The sequence below is a fragment of the Cronobacter universalis NCTC 9529 genome (genome assembly GCF_001277175.1).
Lineage (GTDB): Bacteria > Pseudomonadota > Gammaproteobacteria > Enterobacterales > Enterobacteriaceae > Cronobacter > Cronobacter universalis.
In genome coordinates this window covers 322,767-339,387 of the sequence record NZ_CP012257.1, presented here as the reverse complement: position 1 = coordinate 339,387, position 16,621 = coordinate 322,767, and the positions used below count along the sequence as shown (strand labels likewise).

General features: G+C 52.4%; 12 protein-coding genes, 6 tRNA genes and 3 rRNA genes. 1 reads left to right on the top strand and 20 read right to left on the bottom strand.

The genetic code is table 11. The features are described from left to right. Positions 1-56: 56 nt before the first annotated feature. From rplL to AFK65_RS01540, 11 genes are all read right to left on the bottom strand, one after another. Complete coding sequence (rplL, locus tag AFK65_RS01590) at positions 57-425, bottom strand: 50S ribosomal protein L7/L12 (RefSeq protein WP_004387079.1); 369 nt, start codon at positions 423-425, stop codon at positions 57-59. Between the two features lie 51 nt (positions 426-476). Beyond that, positions 477-974 carry a 50S ribosomal protein L10 gene (rplJ, locus tag AFK65_RS01585; RefSeq protein WP_007704673.1) on the bottom strand — a complete coding sequence of 166 codons (498 nt, stop codon included), beginning with the start codon at positions 972-974 and terminating at the stop codon, positions 477-479. Positions 975-1,265: 291 nt separating this feature from the next. Beyond that, entirely contained in the window at positions 1,266-1,970 is a 705-nt protein-coding gene (gene rplA / locus AFK65_RS01580) for a 50S ribosomal protein L1 (RefSeq protein ID WP_007704670.1), read from the bottom strand. A 3-nt stretch (positions 1,971-1,973) separates the two neighbouring features. Further along, positions 1,974-2,402, bottom strand: a complete 429-nt coding sequence (gene rplK / locus AFK65_RS01575) for a 50S ribosomal protein L11 (RefSeq protein WP_007766545.1) — start codon at positions 2,400-2,402, stop codon at positions 1,974-1,976. Between the two features lie 150 nt (positions 2,403-2,552). Continuing rightward, positions 2,553-3,098, bottom strand: coding sequence for a transcription termination/antitermination protein NusG (nusG, locus tag AFK65_RS01570; protein ID WP_001287521.1), 546 nt, complete (start codon positions 3,096-3,098; stop codon positions 2,553-2,555). A 1-nt stretch (position 3,099) separates the two neighbouring features. Beyond that, positions 3,100-3,483 (bottom strand): preprotein translocase subunit SecE, encoded by a 384-nt coding sequence (secE, locus tag AFK65_RS01565; RefSeq protein ID WP_004387083.1) that lies wholly within the window; start codon positions 3,481-3,483, stop codon positions 3,100-3,102. A 234-nt stretch (positions 3,484-3,717) separates the two neighbouring features. Then, the gene (gene tuf, locus AFK65_RS01560) at positions 3,718-4,902 is read right to left on the bottom strand and encodes an elongation factor Tu (RefSeq protein ID WP_007872666.1); all 1,185 of its coding nucleotides are present in this window, start codon (positions 4,900-4,902) and stop codon (positions 3,718-3,720) included. 112 nt (positions 4,903-5,014) lie between these two features. After that, a tRNA-Thr gene (locus AFK65_RS01555) sits at positions 5,015-5,090 on the bottom strand. Between the two features lie 6 nt (positions 5,091-5,096). Continuing rightward, positions 5,097-5,171, bottom strand: a tRNA-Gly gene (locus AFK65_RS01550). Positions 5,172-5,280: 109 nt separating this feature from the next. Then, positions 5,281-5,365 (bottom strand) — tRNA-Tyr (locus tag AFK65_RS01545). A 9-nt stretch (positions 5,366-5,374) separates the two neighbouring features. Continuing rightward, a tRNA-Thr gene (locus tag AFK65_RS01540) sits at positions 5,375-5,450 on the bottom strand. Between the two features lie 539 nt (positions 5,451-5,989). Here AFK65_RS01540 and coaA point away from each other — a divergent pair. Continuing rightward, positions 5,990-6,940, top strand: coding sequence for a type I pantothenate kinase (gene coaA / locus AFK65_RS01535; RefSeq protein ID WP_201765215.1), 951 nt, complete (start codon positions 5,990-5,992; stop codon positions 6,938-6,940). Positions 6,941-6,973: 33 nt separating this feature from the next. On the opposite strand, the gene birA is transcribed toward coaA, so the two are convergent. The 9 genes from birA to trkH all read right to left on the bottom strand — a co-directional run bounded on the left by birA (position 6,974) and on the right by trkH (position 16,595). Then, positions 6,974-7,936, bottom strand: coding sequence for a bifunctional biotin--[acetyl-CoA-carboxylase] ligase/biotin operon repressor BirA (gene birA, locus AFK65_RS01530; RefSeq protein WP_007704625.1), 963 nt, complete (start codon positions 7,934-7,936; stop codon positions 6,974-6,976). Next, the gene (gene murB / locus AFK65_RS01525) at positions 7,933-8,961 is read right to left on the bottom strand and encodes a UDP-N-acetylmuramate dehydrogenase (RefSeq protein WP_007704622.1); all 1,029 of its coding nucleotides are present in this window, start codon (positions 8,959-8,961) and stop codon (positions 7,933-7,935) included. Before murB ends, birA begins: the two co-directional genes overlap by 4 nt. Before the next feature lie 187 nt (positions 8,962-9,148). Continuing rightward, a 5S ribosomal RNA gene (gene rrf, locus AFK65_RS01520) occupies positions 9,149-9,264 on the bottom strand. 91 nt (positions 9,265-9,355) lie between these two features. Next, a 23S ribosomal RNA gene (locus AFK65_RS01515) occupies positions 9,356-12,257 on the bottom strand. 168 nt (positions 12,258-12,425) lie between these two features. After that, a tRNA-Ala gene (locus tag AFK65_RS01510) sits at positions 12,426-12,501 on the bottom strand. 33 nt (positions 12,502-12,534) lie between these two features. Beyond that, positions 12,535-12,611, bottom strand: a tRNA-Ile gene (locus AFK65_RS01505). Positions 12,612-12,680: 69 nt separating this feature from the next. Beyond that, a 16S ribosomal RNA gene (locus AFK65_RS01500) occupies positions 12,681-14,223 on the bottom strand. The 16S, 23S and 5S rRNA genes sit together here with 2 tRNA genes alongside, the layout of an rRNA operon. Before the next feature lie 376 nt (positions 14,224-14,599). Next, entirely contained in the window at positions 14,600-15,133 is a 534-nt protein-coding gene (gene hemG, locus AFK65_RS01495) for a menaquinone-dependent protoporphyrinogen IX dehydrogenase (RefSeq protein ID WP_007704607.1), read from the bottom strand. Positions 15,134-15,143: 10 nt separating this feature from the next. Next, the gene (trkH, locus tag AFK65_RS01490; protein ID WP_007704604.1) at positions 15,144-16,595 is read right to left on the bottom strand and encodes a Trk system potassium transporter TrkH; all 1,452 of its coding nucleotides are present in this window, start codon (positions 16,593-16,595) and stop codon (positions 15,144-15,146) included. Between the last annotated feature and the right edge of the window lie 26 nt (positions 16,596-16,621).

The window sequence follows — 16,621 nt, the reverse complement described above, 5'->3', positions numbered from 1 at the left end:
CCAAAAAGTCACCAGCCATCAGCCTGATTTCTCAGGCTGCCACCAGAAGGGTTGGCTTATTTAACTTCAACTTCAGCGCCAGCTTCTTCCAGAGATTTTTTCAGAGCTTCAGCGTCATCTTTGCTCACGCCTTCTTTCAGAGCGGCCGGAGCAGATTCTACCAGGTCTTTAGCTTCTTTCAGACCCAGGCCAGTCGCGCCACGTACTGCTTTGATAACAGCAACTTTGTTAGCGCCAGCGGCTTTCAGAATAACGTCGAATTCAGTTTTCTCTTCAGCAGCTTCAGCCGGACCAGCAGCAGCAACAGCTACAGCAGCAGCAGCGGAAACACCGAATTTTTCTTCCATTGCAGAGATCAGCTCAACAACGTCCATTACGGACATAGCGGATACTGCTTCAATGATTTGATCTTTAGTGATAGACATTTAATTGTTCCTGAATATCAGAATAAGTTTTGTACGTAAGCAAATACGCGATTACGCAGCTTCTTTCGCATCGCGAACAGCAGCCAGAGTGCGAACCAGTTTGCCAGCAGAGGCTTCTTTCATGGTTGCCATCAGGCGTGCAATTGCTTCTTCGTAAGTCGGCAGAGTTGCCAGGCGGTCGATCTGCGACGCCGGGATCAGCTCGCCTTCAAAGGCAGCGGCTTTAACCTCAAATTTTGCATTCGCTTTCGCGAAATCTTTGAACAGACGAGCAGCAGCGCCCGGGTGTTCCATAGAATATGCAATCAGGGTCGGACCAACAAACGCGTCTTTCAGGCACTCAAACTGAGTACCTTCAACAACACGGCGCAGCAGGGTGTTACGAACAACACGCATGTATACGCCGGCTTCGCGACCTGCTTTACGCAGTTCAGTCATTTTGTCTACAGTCACGCCACGGGAATCCGCGACAACTGCAGACAGCGCGCCTTTGGCTACTTCGCTGACTTCAGCAACAATCGCTTGTTTGTCTTGAAGATTTAAAGCCATTAGCTTTTGCTCCTGGATTTTAGCCGGGACACGTCCCGGAACTCACTTCACTCAATCATACGAAAGAGCGTCGAAATACGGTGAGCAGAAACAAGCCAAAGACTACTTAAAAAATATTCTTCAGGTTCTGTCACCGTCTACGCAGGGAATTAAGTCTCTTACGAAACACCTGCGGTCTTGGACGGAGGCCTGGATAAGGCCAGGCTCCAACCGAAAATCTTTTGTGCTCTGCTTAGCAGAACAATGGGCGTAAGATTGTAGACAAATCCGACGCCCACGTAAAGAGGCGAATTAGTTCGCCGCTGCGCTCAGACCAGACTGGTCTACCGCAACACCTGCGCCCATGGTGGTGGACAGGCTAACTTTCTTGATGTACACGCCTTTAGCAGAAGACGGTTTTGCTTTTTTCAGAGCAACCAGCAGCGCTTCCAGGTTTTCTTTCAGTTTGTCAGCGTCGAAATCCACTTTACCGATAGTGGTGTGAATGATGCCGTTTTTGTCGTTACGGTAACGAACCTGACCTGCTTTAGCGTTTTTAACCGCTTCAGCAACGTTCGGCGTTACAGTACCTACTTTCGGGTTTGGCATCAGGCCGCGCGGGCCCAGAACCTGGCCCAGCTGGCCAACAACGCGCATCGCATCCGGGGAAGCAATAACAACGTCAAAGTTCATTTCGCCTTTTTTGATCTGGTCAGCCAGATCTTCCATACCTACCAGCTCCGCGCCAGCCGCTTTAGCAGCTTCAGCGTTCGGGCCCTGGGCAAATACGGCTACGCGAACAGAACGGCCAGTACCGTGCGGCAGTACAGTCGCGCCACGTACGTTCTGGTCAGATTTACGAGCGTCGATGCCGAGGTTAACAGCAACGTCAACGCTTTCTACGAACTTAGCGGTAGCCAGTTCTTTCAGCAGAGTGATGGCTTCGTTGATGTCGTACTGTTTGGTCGCATCAACTTTGTCACGGATCACACGCATGCGCTTGGTCAGTTTAGCCATTTCTTAATCCTCCACTACCAGGCCCATGGAACGTGCAGTACCTTCGATGGAGCGAGTCATCGCTTCTACGTCGGCGCCAGTCATGTCAGCAGCTTTGGTCTGTGCAATTTCCTGCAGCTGAGCGCGGGTAATGGTACCCACCTTGTCTTTGTTCGGTTTACCGGAACCAGACTTGATACCAGCCGCTTTTTTCAGCAGTACTGCTGCCGGCGGGGTTTTGGTAACGAAGGTGAAAGAACGGTCAGCGTAAACGGTAATAACAACCGGAATCGGCAGACCTTTTTCCATGGAATCCGTCTTCGCGTTGAACGCTTTACAGAATTCCATGATGTTAACACCCTGCTGACCCAGAGCCGGACCGACCGGCGGGCTCGGGTTAGCCATACCAGCTGCAACCTGCAGCTTAACGTAGGCTTGTACTTTCTTGGCCATGAAAATTTCCTCAGTTGGGTCCAGCGCCTCGACGAGGCTCCCCGTGATTAAAACGTTTTATGGGTTGGCCCCATAAAAACAAAAGGCGCGAAATTGTATTCCAATCTCGCGCCCTGTGCAACGGTTAACCGCTGCTTTTTCGAACTCAGCTTACGCTTTTTCTACCTGGCTGAAATCAAGCTCAACCGGGGTAGCACGACCGAAAATAGAAACCGACACTTTCAGGCGGCTCTTCTCGTAATCGACTTCTTCCACGACGCCGTTAAAGTCAGCAAACGGACCATCGTTGACACGAACCATCTCACCCGGCTCAAACAGCGTTTTCGGACGCGGTTTGTCGCCAACCTGCTGCAGACGGTTCATGATAGCGTCGACTTCTTTGTCGCTGATTGGCGCCGGACGGTCAGACGTACCGCCGATGAAGCCCATCACGCGAGGTACGCTACGCACCAGGTGCCAGCTTGCATCGTTCATGACCATCTGAACTAACACATAACCGGGGAAGAATTTGCGCTCGCTCTTGCGACGCTGGCCGCCACGGATTTCCACTACCTCTTCGGTAGGAACCATGACTTCGCCAAACAACTCTTCCATATTGTGTAATTTGATATGCTCGCGCAGCGAGGTCGCTACGCGGCCTTCAAAACCGGAAAACGCCTGAACGACGTACCAGCGCTTTTTAGGTGCTTCAGACATCTCAGAACCTCAGGCCAGTGATAAAGGATACCAGGCGGACCAGAATACCATCCAGCCCCCACAGGATCAGTGACATAACAGCGGTCACTGCAGCCACGATTAATGTGGTGTGCAACGTTTCCTGGCGAGTCGGCCAAATAACCTTACGGACTTCGGTTCTCGCTTCACGGGCAAAGGCGACGGTAGCTTTACCTTTCGTCGTCAACAGCGCGACACCACCCGCTGCAGCAATCAGAATTACTACCGCAAGAGCACGCAGCGGCAGAGTCACCTCACGGTAAAGAAAGTTGCCTACGATAGCTACAATCAGCAGCGCAGCGACAACCAACCACTTCATCACTTCCAGGCCGCGCCCGCTTCCCTGAGCTTCGGTATTCGCACTCATAAACCAACCTGTCATAGTAAATCAGACAAACATTTTTGCCCCGCACGAGCGAGGCAAGCCAGACCGAATTGCTCTTTTTACATTGCGCTTCGGAGTTACGCTATCTGCAGAGCCTGTCTCAGCAATGATTATGTGGAATAAATCACTGATGAGCCAGGTTCTGGGCCGAGAGCGTGCAAAAAGGGCATCAAATGATGCCCTTTTATTGCGCATTGCGTCAAATGTTATCAGCGATTAGCCGAGAACTTTAGCAACCACGCCCGCGCCAACGGTACGGCCGCCTTCGCGGATTGCGAAACGCAGACCGTCGTCCATCGCGATCGGGTGGATCAGGGTAACAACCATTTTGATGTTGTCGCCCGGCATTACCATCTCTACGCCTTCCGGCAGTTCGATGGTGCCAGTCACGTCAGTCGTACGGAAGTAGAACTGCGGACGGTAGCCTTTGAAGAACGGAGTGTGACGGCCGCCTTCGTCTTTGGACAGAATGTACACTTCAGATTCGAACTTGGTGTGCGGCTTGATGGAGCCCGGCTTGGCCAGTACCTGACCACGTTCGATTTCTTCACGTTTGATACCACGCAGCAGAACACCTACGTTCTCGCCCGCACGGCCTTCGTCCAGCAGTTTGCGGAACATTTCAACGCCGGTACAGGTGGATTTCGCGGTGTCTTTGATACCCACGATTTCAACTTCTTCACCCACCTTGATGATACCGCGCTCTACACGACCGGTAACAACGGTACCACGACCGGAGATGGAGAATACGTCTTCGATCGGCAGCAGGAACGGCTTGTCAATCGCGCGCTCCGGTTCCGGGATGTAGGAATCCAGGTGACCAGCCAGCTCGATGATTTTCGCTTCCCACTCTGCGTCGCCTTCCAGCGCTTTCAGAGCAGAGCCACGAACGATCGGGGTGTCGTCGCCCGGGAAGTCGTACTGAGACAGCAGCTCACGCACTTCCATCTCAACCAGTTCCAGCAGCTCTTCGTCATCAACCATGTCACATTTGTTCAGGAACACGATGATGTACGGAACGCCTACCTGACGACCCAGCAGGATGTGCTCACGGGTCTGCGGCATCGGGCCGTCAGTCGCAGCAACAACCAGGATAGCGCCGTCCATCTGAGCAGCACCGGTGATCATGTTTTTCACATAGTCGGCGTGGCCCGGGCAGTCAACGTGCGCGTAGTGGCGAGTCGGGGTGTCGTATTCAACGTGAGAGGTGTTGATGGTGATACCACGAGCTTTTTCTTCCGGCGCGTTATCGATCTGGTCGAATGCACGAGCAGAACCACCGTAGGTTTTCGCCAGAACGGTAGTGATGGCAGCGGTCAGCGTTGTTTTACCATGGTCAACGTGGCCGATAGTACCGACGTTAACGTGCGGTTTTGTACGTTCAAACTTTTCTTTAGACATCGATTGTCCCTCTAAGACACGGATAAATCGGTGGTATCACCACATCAACCAGGCATTTGCCTGAATTTGTTGAATACATCTACAGAAGAGAAACAGGGAGGAGATTGAGAAGTGGTGCTGATAGGCAGATTCGAACTGCCGACCTCACCCTTACCAAGGGTGCGCTCTACCAACTGAGCTATATCAGCACATCCTGGAGCGGGCAGCGGGAATCGAACCCGCATCATCAGCTTGGAAGGCTGAGGTAATAGCCATTATACGATGCCCGCATCCTGAAACTCGGCTACCCAGTTCTTTCTGTACAAAAAAGAAATTCTTTTTTGCTTGAGCTGGCAGGCTTACCGACCAACTCTGGCATCGCAATCGCGAAGCCGAAAGTGGTGGTGGGGGAAGGATTCGAACCTTCGAAGTCTGTGACGGCAGATTTACAGTCTGCTCCCTTTGGCCGCTCGGGAACCCCACCTGAACTTGATGGTGCCGGCTACCGGAATCGAACTGGTGACCTACTGATTACAAGTCAGTTGCTCTACCTACTGAGCTAAGCCGGCATCAAGTAGCGCGCATTCTAGGAATAGCGGCGCGCGCATGCAACAAAAAAATTGCTTAATCCGATCTATTGCTCACATTTTGCGCATTAACGCGCATTTCTGACGCCTTTTCAGCCACTCATGATGAAATAATCCACACCTGCGCAATGAAACTGAGAGATGCTGAAAGCAAGAAATCACGCTAGCGACCAACATTTACCCGGCACAAGAATGTATGGATGCCTTACCTGCGCCAGGAACCATTCTCGATTTATGGTTTCCAGAGGCCTTTCTCATTCTTTTGCTTTACTCAACGGGAAAGATAACGTCATACAAGTGGACAAGCTTTATACAATCAAAGTAAAGAAGCGTGATGCTTTTCGGAGAAAGGAAAGTGAGGAAGATTTTTTCTTATTATTCCTTTTGATCTGATGTTACCCTCCTGCCCATTGTGAAATTCTCGCTTAACCGGCGTGCCATTAAGCGGTCTAAGATGAAAGCATCACAGCGCTGAGCAAAGGGTTTTCATTTTGTCCTGAATGACAGGCAGAAGCATGCTTATGAGTAATAAAGATCAAACTTTAACGTCCCCTTATCTCCAGTTTAACCGGAGCCAGTGGGCTGCCCTGCGCGATTCAGTGCCGATGACGCTTACCGAAGGCGAGATAGCGCGGCTTAAGGGCATTAACGAAGACCTTTCTCTGGAAGAGGTAGCGGAAATCTATCTGCCGCTCTCGCGCTTGCTCAATTTTTATATTAGCTCTAATTTGCGTCGTCAGGCTGTACTTGAGCAATTTCTCGGCACCAATGGCCAGCGCATACCTTATATTATTAGCATCGCGGGAAGTGTGGCGGTGGGAAAAAGTACGACTGCCCGCGTATTGCAGGCGTTGTTAAGCCGCTGGCCTGAACACCGTCGCGTTGAATTAATTACTACCGATGGCTTCCTTCATCCGAACGCCGTTCTTAAAGAGCGCAATCTGATGAAGAAGAAAGGCTTTCCTCAGTCGTATGATATGCACCGCCTGGTTAAGTTTGTTTCTGATATCAAATCAGGCGTACCGAATGTCACCGCGCCGGTTTATTCACACCTCATTTATGATGTGATCCCTGATGGGGATAAAATCGTCAATCAGCCTGATATTCTCATTCTTGAAGGGCTGAATGTCCTGCAAAGCGGCATGGATTATCCTCATGATCCGCATCATGTATTCGTCTCAGACTTTGTGGACTTCTCTATTTATGTTGATGCGCCAGAAGACTTACTGCAACGCTGGTATATCAATCGTTTTCTGAAATTCCGTGAGGGCGCGTTCACAGACCCTGATTCTTATTTCCATAACTACGCCAGGCTTTCTGAAGAAGAAGCGATTAATATCGCCACACAGTTGTGGAAAGAGATTAACTGGTTGAACCTGAAAGAGAATATTCTGCCGACACGAGAGCGCGCCAGCCTCATCATGACCAAAAGCGCTAACCATGCCGTTGATTGTGTGCGCTTAAGAAAATAGAGCGGCAAAAAAAGGGAGCCTTGCTCCCTTTTTTCATTCGGCGCTGCGTAATGAGATCTCACCGCCTACCCAGGGTTTTGTGACGCCATTTTGCTCAAGCAGTAGCGCCCCCTGATTATCGATCCCACGCGAAATCCCGTATATTTCCCGCTCACCAATAATGAGTTTAACCTGGCGGTGAATAAAATTATCCAGCTTTTCCCAGCGGGTTAAGAAAGGAGCCAGCCCTTCTTGCTCAAATTCCCGCAAAGACGCACGCAGCTTTTCAATCAACCTGACGGCCAGTTCGTTTCTGTCGACTTTAATTCCGGCTTCCTGAAGGTTTATCCAGCCCTGGTTCACGATGTCGCTCTCAACCTGACGCATCGCCAGATTAATACCCGCACCAATGACAATCTGCGCCGCATCGCCCGTTTTCCCCGTGAGTTCCACCAGAATACCGGCCAGCTTCCTGTCATTGAGGTAGAGATCGTTAGGCCACTTCACCCGCACCTGATCGGCGCCTAGTTCGTGCAGCACTTCCGCCATAACAATACCGATAACCAGGCTTAAGCCGATGGCCGCGGCGGGCCCCTGCTCAAGACGCCAGTACATGGACAGATATAAGTTCGCGCCAAACGGTGAAAACCATTTACGCCCACGGCGCCCGCGGCCAGCCTGCTGATATTCGGCAATACAGGCGTCACCTGACTCAAGCTCAGAAAGCCTGTCCAGTAAATACTGGTTTGTGGAGTCGATAACCGGCAGTACCGTGACCGACCCGGTTTTGATATGAGAATGGATGAAAGATTCGTTAAGTAACTGTATGGGACCCGGCAGGCTATACCCTTTTCCCGGAACCGTAAAAACATCAATGCCCCAGTCACGTAGCGTCTGGATATGCTTGTTAATTGCGGCCCGGCTCATCCCCAGCCGTTCGCCAAGCTGTTCGCCGGAATGGAATTCGCCGTCGGCAAGAAGCGATATCAACGTTAACGGAATAGTATTATCTTTCAAGCAATCGTCTCCACAGCATTCACTTCGCCCATTGCGCCAATAAAACGAACTTCCGGCTCCAGCCACACATTAAATTTTTCGCCGACGCGCTGACGAACTTCATGTGCAAGTTTTACTACATCCTCACTGGTCGCATCATGCTCATTGATAAGTACAAGCGCCTGCTGACGGTGTACGGCCGCGCCACCGACACGATGCCCTTTCATATCGCAACGATCGATAAGCCAGCCTGCCGCCAGTTTTACCTGTCCGTCAATTTGTGGATAACGCGGCGCATCAGGGTAATGTATAAACAGCGCACTGGCTTCTTCCGCGGTGATTACCGGGTTTTTAAAGAAGCTGCCGGCATTGCCATATTCTTTGGGATCGGGCAGCTTCGTACGACGCATATGGCATACCGCATCAAATACCTGACGTGGCGTGACTGTATCAGGAGACAGACGCGTCAAATCCCCATAGGTCAGTACCGGCGACCACTGTTTGGGAAGACGAAGACCTATACCCGTAATAGCATAGCGATCCTGATAATCGTGTTTGAAGATGCTGTCGCGATAACCAAAGCGGCAGTCGCTATTACCAAGACGAACCTGTTCGCCTGAATGGAGATCGATGCAATCCACATACAGACAGAATTGTTTAAACTCTACGCCATAAGCGCCAATGTTCTGGATTGGGGAGGATCCGGCGCAACCCGGAATAAGCGCCAGATTCTCAAGACCGGCAATATTACGATCCAGTGTGAATTCGACCAGACGATGCCAGTTCTCACCCGCCCCGGCATGTATTAACCAGGCGTCAGGCTGTTCTTCAACCTGTATGCCCATAATCCGGTTCAGAATAACCGTACCGTTGAAATCATCAAGAAATAGTACGTTGCTCCCTTCCCCCAGGATCAAAACCGTTTGGGAAGCTGCGTGTGCCTGCTGCCAGGCTTCAGCCAGCGCTTTAGCAGTAGGCGCCGTCACGATCTGCTGCGCGCGTTTATCAATACCGAATGTATTGTAAGGTTTGAGGGAGTTATTCATGCCATGAGTCCTGATGTCGAAACCCGGACAGTTTAACCGATTAGCAGGTTGATAGCTTCTCTGGCATTGGCAGAGCACACAAAAGGAAGGAAGAAAAAGCGACGCTTTTACTATGGACAGCAAATATAAAAAATGGAGTATAAAAAGCAAAAACCCCTCAGCGGCGCTGAGGGGTTCTTTATTTGATGCCTGGCAGTTCCCTACTCTCGCATGGGGAGGCCCCACACTACCATCGGCGCTACGGCGTTTCACTTCTGAGTTCGGCATGGGGTCAGGTGGGACCACCGCGCTACAGCCGCCAGGCAAATTCTGTCCGTCCACCGCTTTCGCCATGAACGTTTATCCGTCACAAGCTGAATGTCTCTCTCAACACGCCAGACTTCTTTGGCGTTGTAAGGTTAAGCCTCACGGTTCATTAGTACCGGTTAGCTCAACGCATCGCTGCGCTTACACACCCGGCCTATCAACGTCGTCGTCTTCAACGTTCCTTCAGGACTCTCAAGGAGTCAGGGAGAACTCATCTCGGGGCAAGTTTCGTGCTTAGATGCTTTCAGCACTTATCTCTTCCGCATTTAGCTACCGGGCAGTGCCATTGGCATGACAACCCGAACACCAGTGATGCGTCCACTCCGGTCCTCTCGTACTGGGAGCAGCCCCCCTCAATTCTCCAGCGCCCACGGCAGATAGGGACCGAACTGTCTCACGACGTTCTAAACCCAGCTCGCGTACCACTTTAAATGGCGAACAGCCATACCCTTGGGACCTACTTCAGCCCCAGGATGTGATGAGCCGACATCGAGGTGCCAAACACCGCCGTCGATATGAACTCTTGGGCGGTATCAGCCTGTTATCCCCGGAGTACCTTTTATCCGTTGAGCGATGGCCCTTCCATACAGAACCACCGGATCACTATGACCTGCTTTCGCACCTGCTCGAGCCGTCACTCTCGCAGTCAAGCCAGCTTATGCCATTGCACTAACCTCCTGATGTCCGACCAGGATTAGCTGACCTTCGTGCTCCTCCGTTACACTTTGGGAGGAGACCGCCCCAGTCAAACTACCCACCAGACACTGTCCCCACGCCGGATCACGGCGCCAGGTTAGAACATCAAACATTAAAGGGTGGTATTTCAAGGTTGGCTCCACGCAGACTGGCGTCCACGCTTCAAAGCCTCCCACCTATCCTACACATCAAGGCTCAATGTTCAGTGTCAAGCTGTAGTAAAGGTTCACGGGGTCTTTCCGTCTTGCCGCGGGTACACTGCATCTTCACAGCGAGTTCAATTTCACTGAGTCTCGGGTGGAGACAGCCTGGCCATCATTACGCCATTCGTGCAGGTCGGAACTTACCCGACAAGGAATTTCGCTACCTTAGGACCGTTATAGTTACGGCCGCCGTTTACCGGGGCTTCGATCAGGAGCTTCTCTTGCGATAACCCCATCAATTAACCTTCCGGCACCGGGCAGGCGTCACACCGTATACGTCCACTTTCGTGTTTGCACAGTGCTGTGTTTTTAATAAACAGTTGCAGCCAGCTGGTATCTTCGACTGACTTCAGCTCCACCCGCAGGGGCTTCACCTACATGTCAGCGTGCCTTCTCCCGAAGTTACGGCACCATTTTGCCTAGTTCCTTCACCCGAGTTCTCTCAAGCGCCTTGGTATTCTCTACCTGACCACCTGTGTCGGTTTGGGGTACGATTTGATGTTACCTGATGCTTAGAGGCTTTTCCTGGAAGCAGGGCATTTGTCACTTCAGCACCGTGGTGCCTCGTCATCACGCCTCAGCCTTAACTTTCCGGATTTGCCTGGAAAGTCAGCCTACACGCTTAAACCGGGACAACCGTCGCCCGGCCGACATAGCCTTCTCCGTCCCCCCTTCGCAGTAACACCAAGTACAGGAATATTAACCTGTTTCCCATCGACTACGCCTTTCGGCCTCGCCTTAGGGGTCGACTCACCCTGCCCCGATTAACGTTGGACAGGAACCCTTGGTCTTCCGGCGAGCGGGCTTTTCACCCGCTTTATCGTTACTTATGTCAGCATTCGCACTTCTGATACCTCCAGCATGCCTCACAGCACACCTTCACAGGCTTACAGAACGCTCCCCTACCCAACAACACATAGTGTCGCTGCCGCAGCTTCGGTGCATGGTTTAGCCCCGTTACATCTTCCGCGCAGGCCGACTCGACCAGTGAGCTATTACGCTTTCTTTAAATGATGGCTGCTTCTAAGCCAACATCCTGGCTGTCTGGGCCTTCCCACATCGTTTCCCACTTAACCATGACTTTGGGACCTTAGCTGGCGGTCTGGGTTGTTTCCCTCTTCACGACGGACGTTAGCACCCGCCGTGTGTCTCCCGTGATAACATTCTCCGGTATTCGCAGTTTGCATCGGGTTGGTAAGCCGGGATGGCCCCCTAGCCGAAACAGTGCTCTACCCCCGGAGATGAGTTCACGAGGCGCTACCTAAATAGCTTTCGGGGAGAACCAGCTATCTCCCGGTTTGATTGGCCTTTCACCCCCAGCCACAGGTCATCCGCTAATTTTTCAACATTAGTCGGTTCGGTCCTCCAGTTAGTGTTACCCAACCTTCAACCTGCCCATGGCTAGATCACCGGGTTTCGGGTCTATACCCTGCAACTTAACGCCCGGTTAAGACTCGGTTTCCCTTCGGCTCCCCTATACGGTTAACCTTGCTACAGAATATAAGTCGCTGACCCATTATACAAAAGGTACGCAGTCACCCTCTTACGAAGGCTCCCACTGCTTGTACGTACACGGTTTCAGGTTCTGTTTCACTCCCCTCGCCGGGGTTCTTTTCGCCTTTCCCTCACGGTACTGGTTCACTATCGGTCAGTCAGGAGTATTTAGCCTTGGAGGATGGTCCCCCCATCTTCAGACAGGATATCACGTGTCCCGCCCTACTCATCGAGCTCACAACCTGTGTGCCTTCGTGTACGGGGCTGTCACCCTGTATCGCCGGCCTTTCCAGACCGTTCCACTGACACACACGCTGATTCAGGCTCTGGGCTGTTCCCCGTTCGCTCGCCGCTACTGGGGGAATCTCGGTTGATTTCTTTTCCTCGGGGTACTTAGATGTTTCAGTTCCCCCGGTTCGCCTCGTTTGACTATGTATTCATCAAACGATGATGCACCGAAGTGCACCGGGTTTCCCCATTCGGACATCGCCGGTTATAACGGTTCATATCACCTTACCGGCGCTTTTCGCAGATTAGCACGTCCTTCATCGCCTCTGACTGCCAGGGCATCCACCGTGTACGCTTGTTCGCTTAACCTCACAACCCGAAGAAGTCTTCGTGCTGCGAGTTTGAGAGACTCTGACACACCGCGCATTCCTTATTACGGAGAAATGCAACAGCATGTCTGTTTCAATTTTCAGCTTGTTCCGGATTGTTAAAGAGCAAATACTTCGCAGTATACTCATCGAGTACACTCTGAAGTGATGGTGGAGCTATGCGGGATCGAACCGCAGACCTCCTGCGTGCAAAGCAGGCGCTCTCCCAGCTGAGCTATAGCCCCATCGTAGTTAAACCTCTTCAACTCCTGCGGAGTTGGTAGGCCTGAGTGGACTTGAACCACCGACCTCACCCTTATCAGGGGTGCGCTCTAACCACCTGAGCTACAAGCCTGTAGAGGTTTTGCTTCTTTACTTTCTATCAGACAATCTGTGTGAGCACTACGAGGTTGTATCTTTCAGGTAAGGAGGTGATCCAACCGCAGGTTCCCCTACGGTTACCTTGTTACGACTTCACCCCAGTCATGAATCACAAAGTGGTAAGCGCCCTCCCGAAGGTTAAGCTACCTACTTCTTTTGCAACCCACTCCCATGGTGTGACGGGCGGTGTGTACAAGGCCCGGGAACGTATTCACCGTGGCATTCTGATCCACGATTACTAGCGATTCCGACTTCATGGAGTCGAGTTGCAGACTCCAATCCGGACTACGACGCACTTTATGAGGTCCGCTTGCTCTCGCGAGTTCGCTTCTCTTTGTATGCGCCATTGTAGCACGTGTGTAGCCCTGGTCGTAAGGGCCATGATGACTTGACGTCATCCCCACCTTCCTCCGGTTTATCACCGGCAGTCTCCTTTGAGTTCCCACCATCACGTGCTGGCAACAAAGGATAAGGGTTGCGCTCGTTGCGGGACTTAACCCAACATTTCACAACACGAGCTGACGACAGCCATGCAGCACCTGTCTCAGAGTTCCCGAAGGCACTCCCGCATCTCTGCAGGATTCTCTGGATGTCAAGACCAGGTAAGGTTCTTCGCGTTGCATCGAATTAAACCACATGCTCCACCGCTTGTGCGGGCCCCCGTCAATTCATTTGAGTTTTAACCTTGCGGCCGTACTCCCCAGGCGGTCGACTTAACGCGTTAGCTCCGGAAGCCACGCCTCAAGGGCACAACCTCCAAGTCGACATCGTTTACGGCGTGGACTACCAGGGTATCTAATCCTGTTTGCTCCCCACGCTTTCGCACCTGAGCGTCAGTCTTCGTCCAGGGGGCCGCCTTCGCCACCGGTATTCCTCCAGATCTCTACGCATTTCACCGCTACACCTGGAATTCTACCCCCCTCTACGAGACTCAAGCCTGCCAGTTTCAAATGCAGTTCCCAGGTTGAGCCCGGGGATTTCACATCTGACTTAACAGACCGCCTGCGTGCGCTTTACGCCCAGTAATTCCGATTAACGCTTGCACCCTCCGTATTACCGCGGCTGCTGGCACGGAGTTAGCCGGTGCTTCTTCTGCGAGTAACGTCAATGACTGTGGTTATTAACCACAATCCCTTCCTCCTCGCTGAAAGTACTTTACAACCCGAAGGCCTTCTTCATACACGCGGCATGGCTGCATCAGGCTTGCGCCCATTGTGCAATATTCCCCACTGCTGCCTCCCGTAGGAGTCTGGACCGTGTCTCAGTTCCAGTGTGGCTGGTCATCCTCTCAGACCAGCTAGGGATCGTCGCCTAGGTGAGCCGTTACCCCACCTACTAGCTAATCCCATCTGGGCACATCTGATGGCATGAGGCCCGAAGGTCCCCCACTTTGGTCCGAAGACGTTATGCGGTATTAGCTACCGTTTCCAGTAGTTATCCCCCTCCATCAGGCAGTTTCCCAGACATTACTCACCCGTCCGCCACTCGTCAGCAGAGCAGCAAGCTGCTCTCTGTTACCGTTCGACTTGCATGTGTTAGGCCTGCCGCCAGCGTTCAATCTGAGCCATGATCAAACTCTTCAATTAAAAGTCTGATGCTCAAAGAATTAAACTGTTAGTTCGTAATGAATTAACTGTTGTTCACTTGAGACTTGATATTCGTTTATCGTCCGTAGACGTTAAGATATCAGTGCCCCGAGTGCCCACACAGATTGTCTGATAAATTGTTAAAGAGCGGTGCGACGCGGCGTTCAGCCTGCTGTCGCGAGGTGGCGTATATTACGCTTTCCTCTTTCAGAGTCAAGCGTTTATTTTCGCTTTCGTCTGCCTGACGGGCCGGCTCGTTCGCCGTTGTGCCGTGTCAGTGGAGGCGCATTATAGGGAGTTCTTTGCGCCTGACAACCCCTAATTTCAAAAAACTTTCTGACCGTTCACTTTCCAGGCAATACGCCGGAAAATGATACTAATCGCGGTTCAGACGGGCGATTTCCTGCGCAAAAAGGGCCACCTGAGGCCAGTCCGTATAGACAACTTCTTTTGAAGTATCCGTCTCCCCGCCCGTCATTTTCATAATCAGGCGAATCATAAAGCGGTCAAACCAGCGATAACGCGGATAACGCAGCGCGCCCGCGAAGACCGCGCAATGATCAGGCTGCCACGGCGAGCTCAACAGAAACTTACGGGTATAGCTATTGGTCTGCGGCGTTCGCTTCTCGGGTTTACGCGCCACGAGGTTAACCGAGAAGAACGCGCCCGGCATTGCATTAAGCGCCTGCTGATGTTGTTTCACAAACGCGTCCAGCGTCGGGTGAAAATGACCGTAGCGAATCGATGCGCCTATCACCACCTTCTTATATTGCGTCCAGTCTGGCTCTTCGGCGCGATGCAGGTTGACCACATCCACCGCTTCGCCCATTTCCTGTAGCTGAGACGCGATATAAAAAGCGATTTCGCGCGTTTGTCCATCACGGGTGGAAAACAGAATTAAGGTTTTCACGTTTATCTCCTTATTCGCGCCAGAACGTCGGGGTGAACAGCACCAGAAGCGTAAACACTTCCAGACGCCCGAAAAGCATATTGGCAATGAGTATCCACTTAGCGATGGGGTTCATACTGGCGAAGTTATCCGCCACAACGCCAAGGCCAGGCCCAAGGTTATTAAGCGTCGCCACCACAGAGGCGAATGCCGAGAAGTCGTCCACGCCGGTCGCGATAATCGCCAGCATGCTGACCAGGAACACCAGCGCATACGCCGAGAAGAATCCCCACACCGCTTCGAGGATACGTTCCGGCAACGCGCGGTTGCCAAGCTTAATACTGTAGACCGCGTTCGGGTGCACCAGCCTTTTCAGCTCGCGGTTGCCCTGTTTAAAGAGCAGCAAAATGCGAATAACTTTAAGACCGCCGCCGGTTGAACCGGCGCAGCCGCCAATAAATGCCGAGCAGAGCAACAGCACCGGCAGGAAAAGCGGCCACTTCGCGATACTGTCCGTCGTAAAGCCCGCCGTCGTCGCCATCGACACCACCTGGAAAAACGCCTGGTTAAGCGTCGTTATCGCCGAGTCGTACGTGTCATGGAACCAGAGCACCAGCGTACAGATAAAGACCAGTGTCAGTTGCACGCCGATAAACATACGAAACTCCGGATCGCGGGAATAGACTTTCAGGCTACGCCCGCTGAGCAGCGAAAAGTGCAGGCCGTAGTTACAGCCGGAGATCAGCAGAAAGATAGCAATAATAGTGTTAATGGTCGGGCTGGCGAAATACCCGACGCTGGCATCGTGAGTGGAGAACCCGCCGATGGCGATAGTGGCAAAGCTATGTCCGATAGCGTCAAACGCCGGCATTCCGGCAAACCACAGCGCCAGCGCGCACGCCACCGTCAGCAAAACATAAATCAGCCACAGCGTTTTCGCCGTTTCGGCGATACGCGGGCGCATTTTATTGTCTTTGAGCGGCCCCGGCATTTCAGCGCGGTACAGCTGCATCCCACCGACGCCGAGAATGGGCAGAATCGCCACCGCCAGCACAATGATCCCCATCCCGCCGAACCATTGCAGCATCTGGCGATAGAAAAGAATGGCATGCGGCAGAGAATCAAGCCCCACCAGCGTGGTCGCGCCCGTGGTCGTCAGCCCCGAAAAGGATTCGAAAAAGGCGTCAGTAATCGTGAGGTTAGGCCGCTCGGAGAAGATAAACGGCAGGGCGCCGACGCTGCCCAGCACCGTCCAGAAGAGCACGACAATAAGAAACCCTTCGCGCGATTTCAGCTCGCGCTTCTGGTGACGGTTCGGCCACCAGAGCGCCGCGCCGATAGCCAGCGCGACAAAAAAGGTTTGAGTGAAAGCGCGTCCCGCGCCGTCGCGGTATAGCAGGGCCACCAGGCCGGGAATGATCATCGTCCCGGAAAACAGGATAACCAGTAGACCAACGATTCGGGTAATGGCGCGAAAATGCATCTGCCGTTTCCTTTGGAATCAAAATG